This window comes from Nitrospirota bacterium, assembly GCA_035516965.1.
GTDB lineage: Bacteria > Nitrospirota > UBA9217 > UBA9217 > UBA9217 > MHEA01.
The window spans coordinates 1-16,516 of the sequence record DATIZR010000082.1 but is presented as its reverse complement, the minus strand read 5'-3'; the positions used below and the strand labels follow the sequence as shown (position 1 = coordinate 16,516).

General features: G+C 56.4%; 15 protein-coding genes. 13 read left to right on the top strand and 2 right to left on the bottom strand.

Annotated elements, in window-relative coordinates; translation table 11 throughout:
- The first annotated feature begins 23 nt into the window (after window positions 1-23).
- The 7 genes from VL197_12450 (at window position 24) to VL197_12420 (ending at window position 5,443) form a co-directional block, all read left to right on the top strand.
- Window positions 24-800, top strand: coding sequence for an acetolactate decarboxylase (locus VL197_12450; GenBank protein ID HUJ18791.1), 777 nt, complete (start codon window positions 24-26; stop codon window positions 798-800).
- 69 nt (window positions 801-869) lie between these two features.
- On the top strand, window positions 870-1,655 hold the full coding sequence (locus VL197_12445; GenBank protein HUJ18790.1) for a twin-arginine translocation signal domain-containing protein: 786 nt from the start codon (window positions 870-872) through the stop codon (window positions 1,653-1,655).
- A 176-nt stretch (window positions 1,656-1,831) separates the two neighbouring features.
- Window positions 1,832-2,791, top strand: a complete 960-nt coding sequence (locus VL197_12440; GenBank protein HUJ18789.1) for a sulfite exporter TauE/SafE family protein — start codon at window positions 1,832-1,834, stop codon at window positions 2,789-2,791.
- A gap of 274 nt (window positions 2,792-3,065) precedes the next feature.
- On the top strand, window positions 3,066-3,341 hold the full coding sequence (locus VL197_12435; protein ID HUJ18788.1) for a DUF134 domain-containing protein: 276 nt from the start codon (window positions 3,066-3,068) through the stop codon (window positions 3,339-3,341).
- A 33-nt stretch (window positions 3,342-3,374) separates the two neighbouring features.
- Window positions 3,375-3,755 (top strand): NifB/NifX family molybdenum-iron cluster-binding protein, encoded by a 381-nt coding sequence (locus VL197_12430; GenBank protein HUJ18787.1) that lies wholly within the window; start codon window positions 3,375-3,377, stop codon window positions 3,753-3,755.
- 32 nt (window positions 3,756-3,787) lie between these two features.
- A complete protein-coding gene (locus VL197_12425) occupies window positions 3,788-4,156 on the top strand; it encodes a DsrE family protein (protein HUJ18786.1) in 369 nt (122 codons plus the stop codon).
- A 315-nt stretch (window positions 4,157-4,471) separates the two neighbouring features.
- Complete coding sequence (locus tag VL197_12420; GenBank protein ID HUJ18785.1) at window positions 4,472-5,443, top strand: HAMP domain-containing sensor histidine kinase; 972 nt, start codon at window positions 4,472-4,474, stop codon at window positions 5,441-5,443.
- 406 nt (window positions 5,444-5,849) lie between these two features.
- Here the strand turns inward: VL197_12420 and VL197_12415 are convergent, their stop codons facing one another.
- Both VL197_12415 and VL197_12410 read right to left on the bottom strand, forming a co-directional pair.
- Window positions 5,850-6,815, bottom strand: a complete 966-nt coding sequence (locus tag VL197_12415; protein HUJ18784.1) for a methyltransferase — start codon at window positions 6,813-6,815, stop codon at window positions 5,850-5,852.
- A gap of 232 nt (window positions 6,816-7,047) precedes the next feature.
- A complete protein-coding gene (locus tag VL197_12410; protein HUJ18783.1) occupies window positions 7,048-8,202 on the bottom strand; it encodes a PilZ domain-containing protein in 1,155 nt (384 codons plus the stop codon).
- Between the two features lie 611 nt (window positions 8,203-8,813).
- On the opposite strand from VL197_12410, the gene VL197_12405 reads away from it, so the two are divergent.
- The 6 genes from VL197_12405 to VL197_12380 all read left to right on the top strand — a co-directional run.
- Window positions 8,814-9,542, top strand: a complete 729-nt coding sequence (locus VL197_12405) for a hypothetical protein (GenBank protein ID HUJ18782.1) — start codon at window positions 8,814-8,816, stop codon at window positions 9,540-9,542.
- Between the two features lie 399 nt (window positions 9,543-9,941).
- Window positions 9,942-11,837, top strand: a complete 1,896-nt coding sequence (locus VL197_12400; GenBank protein HUJ18781.1) for a DNA gyrase subunit B — start codon at window positions 9,942-9,944, stop codon at window positions 11,835-11,837.
- Between the two features lie 237 nt (window positions 11,838-12,074).
- Window positions 12,075-13,823, top strand: a complete 1,749-nt coding sequence (locus tag VL197_12395) for a diguanylate cyclase (protein ID HUJ18780.1) — start codon at window positions 12,075-12,077, stop codon at window positions 13,821-13,823.
- Window positions 13,824-14,041: 218 nt separating this feature from the next.
- Window positions 14,042-15,523: an anthranilate synthase component I gene (trpE, locus tag VL197_12390; protein HUJ18779.1), complete on the top strand. Its 1,482-nt coding sequence runs from the start codon at window positions 14,042-14,044 to the stop codon at window positions 15,521-15,523.
- 168 nt (window positions 15,524-15,691) lie between these two features.
- Entirely contained in the window at window positions 15,692-16,255 is a 564-nt protein-coding gene (locus VL197_12385; GenBank protein ID HUJ18778.1) for an aminodeoxychorismate/anthranilate synthase component II, read from the top strand.
- A 143-nt stretch (window positions 16,256-16,398) separates the two neighbouring features.
- On the top strand, window positions 16,399-16,516 hold a 118-nt coding region (locus tag VL197_12380; GenBank protein ID HUJ18777.1), incomplete at its 3' end, for an anthranilate phosphoribosyltransferase.

Below are 16,516 nucleotides of genomic sequence, written 5' to 3'. Positions count from 1 at the left end.
CAAGGTAATGATAAAGGAGAGACATGAAAAAATCACAAATCATGTCGGCGTTGATCACAACAGCGTTCATGGGAGTACTCATTGTTACGGCATATGCGGCCATCACCGGATCGAAAAAAGAAGGGCTGGTCGAGTACGTCGGCGCGCAGAAGGATATCTTTGTAAGCGGAAAGGCATCGAGCGTCGTGTCTTTGGAGGACCTGGCGGGACGAAAAGGACTGTACGCCATGGGGCCCATAGACGGTCTTGACGGCGAGATCACAGTCTTTGATTCGAAACCTTATATTACCAAGGTTCGCGGCTCCGATTACGTGGCGGACAACACCTGGAAGCATGGCGCGTTCTTTCTCGTGTGGACGGAACAGTCGAAATGGAAGGATGTGCCTGTTCCGAATACCGTGAAGGGCTACGTGGACCTGCAGAACTTCGTCAAGGCCCAGGCGCTGGCAGCGGGAATCGACGTGACAAAGCCCTTTCCGTTCCTGCTTTCCGGAACGCCTGTGGAGATCAAGTGGCACATCAACGTCGACCGGACGGAAGGAAAGCCCGTTACGAAAGAATCATTTGCCAAGTCGAAGCAGCCGTTCACGACAAAGAACGAACCGGTCGATATCATCGGTTTCTATTCAGAGCATCATGCCGGTGTGTTTCTGACCAAGTATACGCCCGTGATTAAGGAAGGATCAGGAATGGAGAACGCGATCCATATCCATCTCGTGTCGCGGACAAGCAAAGCTTCGGGTCACATTGATGATATTACGTTCGGAGATAACATGATGCTGCGCCTGCCGCAGCCGTGATTATGAGAATCTATGGACGATTCGTTCACCCGACTTGATGGATATTAAAATCAAAAGGAGAATATGAACATGAAAGGACAAGTGACAAGAAGGGAACTGTTGACCATGGTGGGGACTTTAGGCGCAGGCGTGGCTTTTGCGGGAATCACCGGAGTACCGTCAAAAGCGGAAGCCGTAGGTGGCACCACAGAAAAGTGGCCTTGGCCGTATATGAAGCTTGACCCCGAAAAGACCGCCGAGATAGCCTACAATGAATGGTACCGGGTCTTCTGCGGGGCGGCGGTTATCAGCAGCGTATTCTCCCAGCTCAGGGAAAAGGTCGGCGATCCGTATAAATCATTCCCGGTTGATGGTTTTGTTTTTCTTGAAGGCGGCACGGTAGGCTGGGGCACGATCTGCGGTTCCAACGCGGGAGCGAACATCGTGAGCAACATGATCATCGGACCGCGTATCGCCGGACCGGATTGCGAGCAGGGCGCTCTCATCGGATCGGAAATGATGCAGTGGTATTCCGGGACGCCGCTTCCTGTCTATGTTCCCAAGGAGCCGAAACAAAAAACGAAGATCATTCAGACGACGAGCGAATCGCCGCTTTGTCATGTTTCCGTGGGCAAATGGATGAAGGCATCCGGCTATGCTCTTGCGAGTCCGGAAAGGAAGGACCGGTGCGCGCGGGTCGCTGCGAGTGTCGCCTACAAGCTTGTTCAGGACCTGAATGCCTGGAAGGACGGCAAGTATGTTTCAAAGACAGATTGGACTCCGGCCAAGGATGTAGGCATTACGGCACAGCAAAATTGCATCGAATGCCACGGAACGGCGGTCCCAACGCCGCCTATGGCAGCGAAGAAACCTTGAAGCACGCAGCTCCGGTCGGGATAATTCCCGCCCGTCTCTTTTCTTGGCCGACAGAGGCCGGAGAAGCGGCCGCTTGACTTGACGACGCGGCATCCACTATAATTGAGCCCGGCCCGAGCTTTCGAGCCGGGCTCGCATTTGCCAGCAGGGAAGGATGATCGGTGGATTTCCTTCACATGACGTTTCCCGTATCCGGGGTGACAACGAACCTTCTGCTCCCGCCATTGACCGCCCTGGTCATTTCCTTCTTTACCTCCATGGGCGGCATCTCCGGCGCCTTCCTGCTCCTGCCATTCCAGATGAGCGTTCTCAACTACACCGCCCCGTCGGTCAGCGGAACGAACCACGTCTTCAACATTGTGGCAATACCGAGCGGCGTGTACCGCTATATCAAGGAAGGGCGCATGGCGTGGCCGCTTACGTGGGTGGTCATTGCCGGCACGCTGCCGGGCGTGTTTCTTGGATATTATCTCCGGGTTCTCTTTCTTCCCGATCCGAAATCGTTCAAGCTATTCGTCGGGTGTGTCCTGCTGTATATCGGCATCAGGCTGTTTAAAGAACTGCTGGGCGGCAAGAAAGCTCATTCAGCAGGGGGAAAGGCCTTGGAAGAAAAGTTCAAGGCACGGGCAGCGGAAATCAAGAAGGAACAAAGTTCAAGAATTGCGGCGGGCTTCCCTGCGGACGCTGTAGTGAAAACAATAAGCGTGTCTCTCAGGAAAGTCGAATACGAATTCTGGGGCGAGCGATTTTCCTTTAGCACGCTCGGAATGCTCACCCTCGCATTTGTCGTCGGCATCATCGGCGGCGCATACGGGATCGGCGGCGGAGCCATCATCGCTCCTTTTTGCGTGGCCTTTTTTCAACTGCCCGTCTATACCATCGCAGGCGCAACGCTGATGGGCACGTTCATAACATCGGTGGCCGGGGCGCTCTTTTTCAGCGTCATCCCGGCCATGAACGGCATATCGCCGATGCCAGACTGGCCGCTGGGGATCCTCTTCGGCCTCGGCGGTTTCGCCGGAATGTACCTGGGCGCGAAGACCCAGAAATATGTGCCTCAGAAATTCATCAAGGTGATCGTCGGCGTTGCCATCCTGTTTCTTGCAATAAAATATATCACCCAGTATTTATTTTAACCGGCTCACAGAGCCGGCATTTATACAGAGCTCAACACATCCCTTTTTTTTGGCTTGTACTCCGCAGGAAGAAACGGTATCCCGCCAGAATCCCTCACTCTTCGCTCTCCTCTGCTTCAGGGCATCGCATGGACAATAGCTGTAGCAGAATATAACGGTATTCTATTTCACCGGCAGAAGCCTAAAAGAGCAGCCGGTGAACGAATACTCCTTGACAAGCGGAGAAGTGCCTGCTATGGTTATGTGCATATGCACACAATGACAGGAGCAAAGCATGTCCCCCCGATGCAAAAAGCCGCGAAATTGCAAATGCAAATTTAAAGGAACGGCGTTCAAGCCAACCTGCGTGCCGATGTCGGAGATCGAGCAGGTGCCACTCCTGCGTGAAGAGCTTGAGGCGTTCAAGCTCTGCGATCTTGACGACCTCACGCAGGCGGAGGCCGGCGCGAGGATGGGCGTTTCGCGGGGGACCATTCAAAGGATACTTACGGGCGCGAGAAAAAAGGTTGCGAAGGCCCTGAGCAAAGGTCAGGCCATAGTATTTGAATAATCGTTGTAAAATCACACAGAGGAGGAACATCACATGAAGATCTGTTTTCCAGTCCAGAATGATAATGGGATCGAGAGCACGGTGTACAATCACTTTGGCTCAGCTCCGGTATTCGTCGTTTTCGATACGGACACGAACAGCGTTGCCTCGATCAGCAACCAGGACCAGCACCACTCGCACGGCGCGTGCAATCCCATGAAGGCGCTCGACAACCAGAAGGTCGATGCGATCGTGGTCGGCGGCATCGGTGCGGGCGCGCTCACGAGGCTGAACCAGATGGGGATCACGGTGCACCGCTCACAGGGCGAGACCGTACGGGAAAATCTTTCGATGTTCCAGGCTAAAAGCCTTCCCGTGCTGACGGTCCAGGGATGCTGCGGCGGCCACAGCAAGGACGGGGGCTGCGCTCATTAAGCATTATTATCAAATAGCAAAGGGAGAAGAAGATGGACAACAAAGAATTCGTATTTGTCATAACCCATTCCTATGATGCAATAGAGCGCGCGGCCGCAGCGCTCCAGCTTGCCACCAACATGGCGGCCTTTGATGCCAAGATAGATTTCTTCCTGATAAACGAAGGCGTGCATCTGGCGCGGAAGGGATTTGCCGAGTCAATCACGTGGCAGAAGGGATTTTCACCCGTTGCGGAACTGATGAAAAGCCTGGTGGAAGACTTCGACTGCAAGTTCTATATCTGCGCATCCTGTGTCAAACCCTACGGCCTTGAAGGCGCCGAATGGATAAAGAACGCTGAGGTCAAGCCGGGCTCCTACCTTGGGGAGCTCCTCATGAAACGCCAGAACGTAACATTTTGATCGGGACAGGGGACGCGTGATAGCTTGCTCGAATTAACGTCACATTTCGTTAAGTCCGGCACAGCGAAAAATCCCTCGCATGAGCCTGCGAAATAACGTTGTCCTATCTCGATAAACTCCCCTCGCCCGAAACGCTCACCAGGATTAGGGGAACCTTTCCCGATTTCCCCTTGTTTTTGCAAGAGTCCCCGCCTGTAGTCACCCGATGATCCCGAATGCGATATAAATAACTTGAAACAGCGGCTGGATTTTGTTAAAGTCGGCTTTCGCTGTTTGCCATACGTTCAAGGTGATCCCGCGTCATCGGACAAAACCATGCATAAACATTCCAAGGGTAAATCTATTGTCCTGTTTGCCGGCGCCGCGCTCATCGCGCTGTCCGCGCTCCTTTTTGTGCGCGCCGTGACAACCAGGGACTTCGGACAGCCCGGAGTGGGCCTGTTCGGCAGCCAATCAGACACTCAGCTCATCGTTGCCTTTGCGTTGCTCAGCGGACTTGCGATCGCCCTGCTTGTCATTGTATCCCGGACCTGGAACGGAGCGGCATCGAAGCCAGTCTCGGAGCCGAGGCAGCCGGGAGAGAAGGCTGCAACCACGGAACGTCCCCGTCAGAGAACCGGTCGTTCTGCACCGGAACCGGATACGTCTTCCGGATTTCTCCCGGACGAGGTGGGGGAATCGAGTTCATCCGCCGTCGAAATGCACGAAGAACCGGAAGAGGCGGACGAGGAAATTCCAGCCGACGAAGAGCATACGCAGTCTCTCCTGGACGAGTCCGACAGGATCAAGAAGATCGTCGAAGGTATGGATGAGCTGGCGAGGGCCCAGGCGCTCGGCCGCACGCTCAAAAAGCAGTCGATCGAGGTCCAGCCCCTTCTGGGAGGCATCATTGAAAAAACGCGTCTCCTGGCACAGGGCAGGGATGTCGCATTCAACCTGGAGTGCGAGGCGGGTCTTACGATAACGGCAGATCCGGAGTGCCTCGGCTGGATCATGGGAAACCTGATGGACAATGCCGCCAAGGCCGTGAAGCGGGACGGAAGCGTGACCCTGAGCGCTTCCTCGAAAGGCGGACAGGTCGTCTTTACGGTCGCGGACACGGGGACCGGGATCCGGCAGCGGCATCGTCATCACATTTTCGAACGGTTCTTCCGCGGGACGGGAAGCGGTATCGGCCTGGGCCTCACCATCGTGAAGGAACTTGTGGACGCCTGCGGGGGGAAGATAGAAGTGAAGACGAAGCTGGGAGAAGGTACCATTATTACGGTGTCTATTCCGGCAGTGTGAACCTGATGCAGATCAACAAAGTCTTATCTCGCGCGGAGGCGCGGAGAGCGCAGAGAAAATCAAGACGAAAAGCAACCATCTTTTATTCTTAAGAAAAGATCATAAAGCGAGGCGTCGCCTTAGACCAATTATTGTCAGTTTCATGATAGTTTAAACATCGGATGTAACTACTCGTCGTTAGTAGCATCCAGAAGATGCGAAAAACCAATTTATCCGCAGATGACCGCAGATTTTAAACCAGTAATCGTGGCCGGGTCTAATCTGTGAAATCTGAGTAATCTGCGGACAAAAAAATACCTGATTTGTACGTTCTTTGTTTCTTTCAATCCAAAGCTTCGGGTTTCTCCGCGCCCTCCGCGGCTCCGCGTGAGCACGAAGTGATCCCTTTTCTGATATCCTTCGCGCCCTATCCCTTCCTCCCCGTCACGACCACCGTCTCTCCCAGCACCTTCACCTTGATCCCCTTAAACCCGGTCTTCGTGAGCCATCCCTTTATCTCTTCGACAGTATAAGACCTGCCAGCCGGTGTGTTGACAAGCATATTGATGGAGAACAAAGCGCCCGGAGCCGGGAAGGCGCGGTTCTTCTCTAAGTAGAATTCGTGGATGGCGATAAGGCCCCCGGGATTCAGCGCCTCACGGGCCTTCTCGATGAGTGTGATGCTGTCATCGATCGAATTCGAGTGCAGGATCTGGCTCATGAACACGAGATCATAACCGCTCCTGATGTCGCTGGCATGGAAATCGCCTTCGATAAAATGGATCTGCTTTGTCTTCTGCTCCCCGACGATCTGCTTGGCGATTGCGACGGCTTCCGGCATGTCAAAAAGCGTGACGATGATCCTTTTCCGCGCCAGCTCCATGCTGTACGTCCCCGGTCCGCCGCCGAGATCGAGCGCGCGGGCAACACCCTTGAGATCGATCGCCGCGATCACGCTCTTCGCCCGGATCACGGCGATGTTATGCATTGCCCTGATGAAGGAGTCGTAGTCACGGCCGCCCGATTTGTTCGGCATGCCTGTCTTCACGACCCCGTCCAGGCTGGACCAGGACTTCCAGAGATGCTCCGCATGCCGCAGCAGGTCGCCCTGATAGAGAGGGCTGTCCTTCACGAGGAATTTCTTTGCCATCTCGGTGTTGCGGTACTTGCCTCCTGATTTCCCGAGCAGGCCGACGGTGGTAACGGCATCGAGCAGAATCTCCGTTGCCCGAGGATCAGTGCCGATTCCTTGAGATAGCTCTCCGGCAGTCTTCGGTGTTTTCAAGTAGTCAAAAACGCGATAATTGTTCGCGGTCAGGACCACCCGCGACGCCCTGAACCCGCCCCAAAGGCGTGAAAACTCCTGAAGCTGTTTTGTAAGAACTTTGTTCATTTGGTTTTCCTCTCTTTATCCGTTATTCCTGCGCAGACAGGAAGCCCGTGTCGCATCCTCCCCGTCATTGCGAGCGCCCATGGGGACGCCGCAGTCTCGCATGCCATCATAGCTTAAAATCAAAGATGAAGTCAATTGCAGGGACCATTTGAGGAATGCTAATGAACAGGGTAAAAAATGACTGATAGACAAAATGGAAGGTTAGTCATTTTGAGGTAAAATCGCGATCGATCTACGCAGTTACGGTACTGATCTCTTCGGCCAGTCGTTTGGGCGAAGTGGTCGACCTGACGAGCAGTCTTTTCACTCCCCTCCGGATCAGCAATTCACGGAATTCCTTACGATGATTGTTCGTCATCACGACGACCGGAACCTCCTTATAATTGTCCATGGTGGGCAGAAACTGAAGCAGGAAGTAATTGGGATCGAGATCATTCTCGATGGTCAGGATTATACACGAAAGATCGAGGCCCTTGCGCAGCGAATTTACCGCATCTTCGAATGCAGAGATGTCCAAAACCTTGCTGCCGGTGCCTATCAGTTCGTTCACATAGTTCAGAAGGTCCCGACCGCCGAGCCGGGAATTGCCGACTAGCAGAATGCGTTTATGCTTGTCGAGTCCCTTCTCTTCTATTCTCCCGGCAACATACCTGCCGATGAGCTCCCGGTCGCTGTCCTGGATATTTTCGAATCTGATGCCCATCCCTACTTCATCGATTACAAACTGGACCAGTGCATCAGCTGTAACAGGCACTTGCAGCACCGTGAATTGAACGGATAGGTGCTGTCCTACCGTAAACGTTCTTCCGGTCAGCAGGAACATGCCTCCTTCGCTGATATCGACCCCTTTGACGGCGAGGGATTGATTGATAAGGACCTTCTCACCATACCCGACGCGCGCCTTGCGCATATATCGGTTCTGGATATCTTCGATCTGCACTCCCAGTTTCCGAGCAAATACCGCGACTTTTTCCGCGTGCGTATCGAAACTTGAACTGAGCCGAATAAGAAAATCGCGCAGTTCATCATTCGAGTCCTTCAATGCATCGATGAGATATTTCTCGGCAGGACTGCTCTCAAGCCCGTAGATCCTGCCGATCAGTTCGGGCAGGGCCAGTTTGGCTGTTCTCAGATTCGCAATATTTTCCAGCATGCTGTTGATCTCGGACAAATTAACATGTGCCTCCCGGAACACTTTGGGGGCCGACTGGATAATTCGCCGTTCCATACGGATTATCTGCACATGGGACTCCTCCTCCATATGCAGATTGTAAAAAAATTCCGCTGCCTCTTTGTTCAGCTTATGTTCTTCATGCAGACGTTTATAGAGGCCGGAGACGTCGGATTCCACTTTCTCAAGCAGATCAAGCAGTTTATATATATCCATATTCCCTCACATTTCATTTTTTAATTACCGGATCGACGTACAAACATAGAGAAGGCCTCTTCTATTATGTATCGGCATATCAGCCCAGAATCTTAAGATATTCCATAAAATGACTGCATCTCAAGGAACTGGTCCGCATTCCGAGCATCTGTTTCCCAGCCGTAGATCGGGTGGAGCCACGCGAAACCCGAAACGATGACATATCTGGCCGAGAGGGCCTCCGGTCAGCGTCCCCCCTCACCTGTGCTGTCTTCGCTCCATCCCCCCGCAAACTTCCCATTGCTTTATCTCTTATGCTACTTTATAATCTCCAACCGAAAGCCGCTTACGTGCGAGCCGCAAACCGCTGTATTCCGGCCAGCGGTTTGCCAAACCGCTTTCCTCACTCACTCGTTAGTACGAGGTGAAAAATGCGCTCTAAGACAATATTCGGGGTATCCGTAATCATCTTGTCAGCATTGCTGCCCGGAGCCGCGGCTATGGCGGCCGAGGATGCCGGCTGCAGACCGTTTACGGGAAAAGAAATCAATTCTATAAAGACCAGCCACAATCCGAAGTTGCTGACGGGCGCCGGTCTCACAGACCTCGTAGACCCGGCTCTCGGCAGGGAATTGCTCGAGTCGGCGAGCCGCATCGAAGCTCCCAGCGGCGTCGGGACCTATTCGCTGATCGACTTTGAGTTCGATCATCCCTGGGCTGAATCACCCCTCAAGCCTTCCTCGCAGGTAAACATCATGAAGCTCCTGCGTGACGACAATGATAATGCTCAGTCCTATTATCTCTATGCTGTCCTGCAACGGGAAGCAGCAGGAGATAATGAGGCAATGACACAGATCAAGAAGGGGAATGCGAAAACGTTCAAAACGTATTCAAAACAGAGATTCGATGCCATCGTGGATGCCGTGGCCTTGGCAAAGTGCAGCGGGATCAAGGCAAGACAGTACGCCTTCTCGCGTTTTTTCACGAGTAACACGTATTCAAAATTGCGCCACTTATGCAAAGACCTTATGAAGAGCGATGGCAAGGAAGCTAAAAATGCCTGTTTCCTCATGGGTCAAAATCTCGAACGCGGAAGTTTGACTTTTGTCGAGCAGCTCATCAGTCTGGCAATCCAGAACGATACGCTGGGCGATTCATCGTCTGACGTTGCTGCCAGATCGGAAATACAGAATAGAAGGGCTGTGATAGCTGCAAAGATCGGCCGCAGCGCGAACGTAGCAGAGGGCAAAGAGCCGGAAGAGGTGAGTTTGCAGTACTACCAGATCCTGTTTGAAAAAGGGGAAGCCGCAGCGCGGGATTTTGTGACAGACTTTGTCGAGCAGAAACAGCAAGCACAGTGACTTTTCAGTCGAGCATGACGCTATCCCGAGAGGAGTCAGCAGTGCCGAAAGCGAATCAAGGCGGCTGGAAGACCTGCAGCCGGGGGCATAAATATCGCGGTCCTGGTCCTTGCCCGATATGCTGGCCTGGCGGCGTCAAAAAGAACAGGAAGAAATCCGCAGCGGGCAAATGGCCGCCGACGTACGATGGAGAAACAACCGCAGGTTTGTCGCCGCCATCGATGCTTCATCATATCGAGCAGAGGAATATCCGGCATCCCTTTCCCCGCAAACTTCCCATTGCTTTATCCCTCCTGCTGATTTATAATCTGCAACCGAAAGCAGCTTAAATGCGATAGCCGTGAACCTCTGGATTCCTGCCTGCTCAGGAATGACGGCTTCATCGCAGGAGGTCATCACTTGGCAGCAACCTATACCGCAAAAGACATCACTGTCCTCGAAGGGCTGGAGCCGGTCCGCAAGCGGCCGGCCATGTACATCGGCTCGACTGACGCGCGCGGCCTGCATCACCTCGTATGGGAGACGCTCGACAACGCCGTGGACGAGGCGCTGAACGGGTATTGCACGGCCATCACGCTCCGGATCGAGAAGGATGGCGGCGTAACGGTCATCGACAACGGGCGCGGCATCCCCGTCGACATCCATCCGAAGACCAAACGTCCCGCCATTGAGACCATCCTCTGCACGCTGCACGCGGGCGGCAAGTTCGACCACACGGCCTACCGGTCCTCGGGCGGCCTGCACGGCGTGGGCGCATCGGTCGTGAACGCGCTCTCGGACGTGTTCATCGCCACGGTCTGGCGCGACGGGTACGAGTGGACGCAGGAGTTCTCGCGCGGCAAGCCGAAGGGGAACCTCAAGAAGGGGCGGCCGACCAAGGCGCACGGCACGCAGATCTACTTCAGACCCGACCCGGACATCTTCTCCAAGACGCACTTCAACTACAAGAACATCCTCGACGTGTCCGAGAGCAAGGCCTTCCTGAACAAGGGTCTCAAGCTCACGATCGAGAACGAACGGGACAAGGAGAAGCCGGTTTCGTTCCGGTACGACAACGGCATCCAGGACTACATCAAGCGCATCGTGTCGGGCACGACGGTGGTGAACCCCGACCCGTTCTACTTCGAGAAAGAGGACGACTTCAAGATCGAGTGCGCGATCCACTGGACCATCGCGACGGACATGGAGATCCATTCCTACGCGAACTCGATCAACACCTCCGACGGCGGCACGCACGAACTCGCGGTCCGGCAGGGCCTGACCAAGGCCGTCCGCTCCTATGCCGAGCGCAAGAACCTGATCCCGAAGAACATCAAGGCCATCGCGCCCGAGGACGTGTACGAGGGGCTGTACGGCATCGTGAGCGTGCTCGTGAAGAACCCGCAGTTCCAGGGCCAGACCAAGGAGAAACTGAATAACCCGGAGATCTCGTCGCCCATTGAGAATTCGATCAGGAACGGCTGCGAGGCCTATCTCCTTGCGAATCCGACCATGGCTGATGCCGTCGTGCGGCGCGTGCTGCTCGCAGCCGAGGCGCGCATGGCGTCCCGAGCGGCAAAGGACAACGTGTCCCGGAAGCTTTCGTCGCTCAAGCTGAACCTGCCGGGCAAGCTTGCCGACTGCTCGTCGAGCAAGGTGGAGGAGTCCGAGGTGTTCATCGTGGAGGGAGACTCGGCGGGCGGTTCCGCCAAGATGGCGCGCGACCGGAAGACCCAGGCCGTGCTGTCGCTCCGCGGCAAGATCCTGAACGTGGAGCAGGTGTCTTCTCTTGAGCGGATCCAGACGAACAACGAGATCAAGAACCTGCTCGCGACTCTCGGGTGCGGCGTAGGCGCCCACTTCGACCTGAACAAGCTCCGCTACCACCGCGTGATCCTAATGACCGACGCCGACGTGGATGGCGCTCACATCAGCGTCCTGCTCCTCACCTTCATCTACCGGTACATGCCGGAGCTCATCAACCACGGCCATATCTACCTTGCCATGCCCCCGCTCTTCAGGATCGAGGCAGGCAAGGAGGTCTTCTACGCCATGGACGAGATGGAGAAGGATAAGATCCTGGCAAAGCTGAACAACAGGAAGTTCGAGGTCGGCCGCTTTAAAGGGCTTGGCGAAATGAACCCTGAGACCCTGAAAGAGACCACCATGAACCCGAAGACGCGGACGCTCATGAAAGTGCAGGTGCTGGACCACAAGGCAACCGGCGACGTGTTCGAGCGGCTCATGGGCAAGGACCCCAGGGCCCGTTTCACATTCATTCAGGAGAGGGCTGAATTCGCGGAGCTTGATATATAAGAGATCATTCGAGAACCGCTGCGACTCGCCATTGCCTGCGACCCAATGGGAGCCGGCGGCCCTCTGGGCTCCTGTTGTTCCCCGGGCAATACCCCTTCTTTTTCGCTACCATGCAGTCTTTCCCTGCTATAGTTTTGCACACGAACGTCCGATAAGTACGGTATCCTCTGCATTGCCCGTTCCGCGGGAAGGGATACTCTTGTGCCTCGACGGCTCCTTTTGAAAATTCGATCCTCCATGAGCGCAAAGATAGCGCTGATCGTGACGATCACGGTCGTGCTCATGGCCTTTTTTTTCTCCCACCGCCTCTATTGGTACGAGCGGGAAACGATCTTCCGCAACTCGGAAACGCACCTCCTGCACATCGGCGAGGGCTTGCGGGGCCCTGTCGAGTCGTTCCTGAAAAAGCAGGACCACCAGGGCATCCGGAAGGCCATTGCAGAGGCTGCCCGGGAGGCCGATGTCATCCTGATCACCGCGTACAACGCCAGGGGCAGGGTGATCAGCTGCAGCTCGCCGCGATGGAGCGGACGGGACCTCATCAACATGTATCCCGAAGCGGTCACGGTCGAAGACATCGCCGCGGTCCAGAAGGCCCTCGGCGGCGGTTATGCCGCGTACTATGACGAGCAGCACGTCAGGTCCTGCCTCGTGATGCCGGTGGTGTACGGGGAAAGCGGCACGGGCGCGCTCTTCATCAGCCTCGACCTCGTGTCCACCATGGCGCAGATCAACAGGCGGGCCGTTGAGGGCATTCTCATTGCCGTGCTGGTTGCCGCGGTCTCCGGCGTCGCCGCCTATTTTCTGTTCCACGCGCTCTTCGCCAGGCGCGTGAAGTCCCTATCCGTGACGGCGACCAGGCTTGCCTCCGGCGACATCACCAGCCGGACCGAGGTGGGAGGCATTGACGAGATCGGCTACCTCGCGGCGTCCTTCAACAACCTCGCCGAAGAGATCACGAACTGGCACGGCAATCTCGAGGAGGCGGCGGCAAGCAGGATGAACGAGCTGCTGGTGCTGTTCGAGGTCGTCAACACGATCAGCCAGTCCCTCGACATGAACGCGGTGCTGCCCAAGGTGCTCGACCAGGTGGTGGGCAACATGGGAGTTGTCCAGGGGGCCGTGGTGCTCGTGGGCAGCGACGGATTATCCCTTTCGCTCGTGGCCCAGCGGGGGCTGTCGGACGGGAGCGCATGCCGGATCTCGGGAGCAGGCCAGGGAGGCATCGGCGATGTGATCCTGCGGAATAAAGCCATGCGGATCAGCGCCGGCGATGAGGACGGACCGGAATCCGTCCCCGGGCTCGAGCAGGACGATATCCGTTCGGCGCTGATCGTGCCGATCAGCGCACGCGGAGCCGTGCTCGGCGCGCTGGCCCTCTACAGTCCGCAGCGGCATAAGTTCACCGATGAGAACGAGGCCCTCCTGGCCACGATCGGGAACCAGGTCAGCGTTGCGGTCCTGAACGCCCGGCTCTACGAAAAGACGCTCGAACTGGCCCAGGAGGACGGGCTCACCCGCCTGGCCAACCGTCGCCACCTGATGGAGCGGCTGAAACAGGAGGTCTACCGGGCGGAGCGCTATCACACGTCGCTTTCCCTGATCATGCTCGACCTGGACAAGTTCAAGTCCTTCAATGACACCTACGGCCATTTGAAGGGCGACGAGCTGCTCAGGGAATTCGCGATCATGGTCGCCCACACGATCCGCGTGACCGACATTGCCGGACGGTACGGCGGGGAGGAGTTCGCGATCATCCTTCCGAACACGGCGCTCAAGGGAGCGATCGTGATCGCCGAACGCATCAGGCTTGCCATGGAGGGGCTCAGGATCGATATTGGCGAGGGAAGCCCCCCTGCCGGGCGCACGGTCAGCATCGGGATCGCCGAGTTCCTGCCCGGGGACACCGAGGAAAAGCTGGTCGGGAACGCCGACGCGGCCCTGTACCGCGCGAAGCAGGGCGGCAGGAACAGGGTCTCCTGGTGAGAAACATCCCTGCTGATAGTGAGCAATGATGCCCTGTCCCGTCAGACACTAAGTTAGCCCAACAACGAATACAAAGAGCGCCCCGCCCGGCGTGAGGTCCTTCGCAGCCCACAAAACGTTGTATTCCCGCCCACCCCCGGATTCTTTCCGATTGACACTTCTTTCGCCTATCTGGTATAGTACAAAATCTTTCATTTTCAGGGAGTTTTCGGATTTTTATGTTCCAGCCGTCCCTCGAAGAATTCAGGCAAAAGGCGAAGAAGGGCAACCTCATCCCGGTCTACCGGGAGATCCTCGCTGACATGGAAACGCCCGTCTCGGCATTCCGGAAGATCGACGACGGAAAGAATTCATTCCTCCTCGAGAGCATGGAAGGCGGAGAGAAGTGGGCCCGTTACTCTTTTTTGGGGAGCGGCCCGTCGGTCATCATCAGGACCTTCGGGGGCCGGGCGGAGATCGTCCGGAAGGGCAGGACCGAAAAGGTCTCCTTCGACCGCGACCCACTCGAGATCGTGAAGAGCGTGCTCGCGGACTATGCACCTGTGCAGGACCCGGGCCTGCCGCGCTTCTTTGGCGGCGCCGTGGGGTTCATGGGCTATGACGTGGTCCGCTACTTCGAGGAGCTGCCTTCGCGCAAGAAGGAGGGGCTCGACCTTCCCGACATCTTTTTCATGATCACCGACACGCTCCTGATCTTCGACAATCTCACCCATCGCATCAAGGTCGTGTCGAACGCGCACGTCAACGGCCACTCGGTCACTGCCGCGTACAAAGAAGCGACCGGCAAGATCGACGCGCTGGTGAAGAAGCTCAGAACGAACGTGAGGCGTGAGGCGGGAGGCGGGAGGAGAGGCGCAAAGAAACATCAGCTTACGTCCAATTTCACCCAGGCGAAGTATGAACAAGCGGTGCTCAAGGCGAAGGAATACATCAGGGCGGGGGACATCTTCCAGGTCGTGCCGTCCCAGCGGTTCCGGACGAAGATCAACATCGAACCCTATGAGATCTACCGCGCGCTCCGCCTGATCAATCCGTCCCCCTACATGTACTTCCTGCGCTGCGGCGATGCAACCGTGGTGGGAGCATCTCCCGAGGTGATGGTCAGGCTCGAGGGCGGCAGGATCGACCTGCGGCCGATCGCGGGCACGCGCAGGCGCGGCGCGAACGAGGATGAGGACGAGTCCCTGGCCCGGGAACTCCTGGCGGACCCGAAGGAACGGGCCGAGCATATCATGCTCGTGGACCTGGGCAGGAACGACGTGGGCAGGGTGAGCGAACCGGGCAGCGTTTCGGTCTCCGAGCTCATGGTGATCGAGCGCTATTCCCACGTGATGCACATCGTCTCGAACGTGCGCGGCAGGCTGTCGGGCGGCAGGGACGCCTACGACGTGATCCGCGCCTGCTTCCCGGCGGGCACGGTCTCGGGGGCGCCGAAGATCAGGGCCATGCAGATCATCGACGAGCTGGAGCCGACGAAGCGCGGACCCTACGCGGGAGCCGTGGGCTACTTCGGGTTCTCGGGCAACATGGATACCTGCATTACGATCCGCACGCTCGTGATCAAGGACAAGATCGCCTATATCCAGGCAGGCGGCGGCGTGGTGGCGGACAGCGATCCCGCTGCCGAGTACCAGGAGACCGTCAACAAGGCCAAGGCCATGATGCGCGCCGTGGAGATGGCGGAGCAGGGGCTGGATTGAGCCAGGAGAAGCTAAAAGCAAAGGCTGCTCTCTCGCAAAGACGCAAAGAAAGACAAGTCTAAAAGCGTAAAAGAGCGGCGAGACGATGTTTCTCAAAGATTCAAACGAAGACATGGTTTTATTACTTGGCGCCTTTGCGGCTTTGCGCGAGATGGTCTTGAGGTTCTTATGCTGTTGATGATCGACAATTACGACTCCTTCACCTACAATCTGGTCCAGTACCTGGGAGAACTGGGGCAGGACCTGCAGGTGTACCGGAACAACAAGATTACGATCGTGGAGATCGAGAAGATGGCGCCCGAGCGCATCGTGATCTCGCCGGGGCCCTGCACGCCCACGGAAGCGGGGATATCCATCGGCGTGATCAAGCACTTCGCGGGCAAGGTGCCTATCCTCGGCGTCTGCCTCGGTCACCAGTCCATCGGCGAGGCCTTCGGCGGGGACGTGATCCGCGCGCCCTATCTCATGCACGGGAAGACCTCGATGATCCACCACGACGGCAGGACCATCTTTGCCGGGCTGCCGAATCCCTTCGAGGCCACGCGGTACCATTCCCTCATCATCAAGCGCGAGACGATGCCGGCCGTGCTCGAGGTCTCGGCCTGGACCGACGACGGCATTGTCATGGGCGTTCGGCATAAACAGCTCAAGGTCGAGGGCGTGCAGTTCCATCCCGAGTCCATCCTGACCAACGCGGGGAAGGACCTGCTCAGGAATTTTCTGAAGCTGTGATTTCTAACCACAGATGAACACAGGTGCGGCTTCGCCGCACGCACAGGTAAAGGTAACCCGAGTTTGAAATTAAAAACCGTGCAGTCATCGGTGACGCGAAGCCCGTGTGAGCGAAGCTCCGGTGGTTCCCTGTCAGAGGTTTTATGATCAAAGAAGCCATCGCGAAGGTCATAGCCGGAACGAACCTTGCCGAAGCCGAGGCCGAGGCGGTGATGCGCGAGATCATGCAAGGCGAGGCCACGGACGCCCAGATCGCCTCGT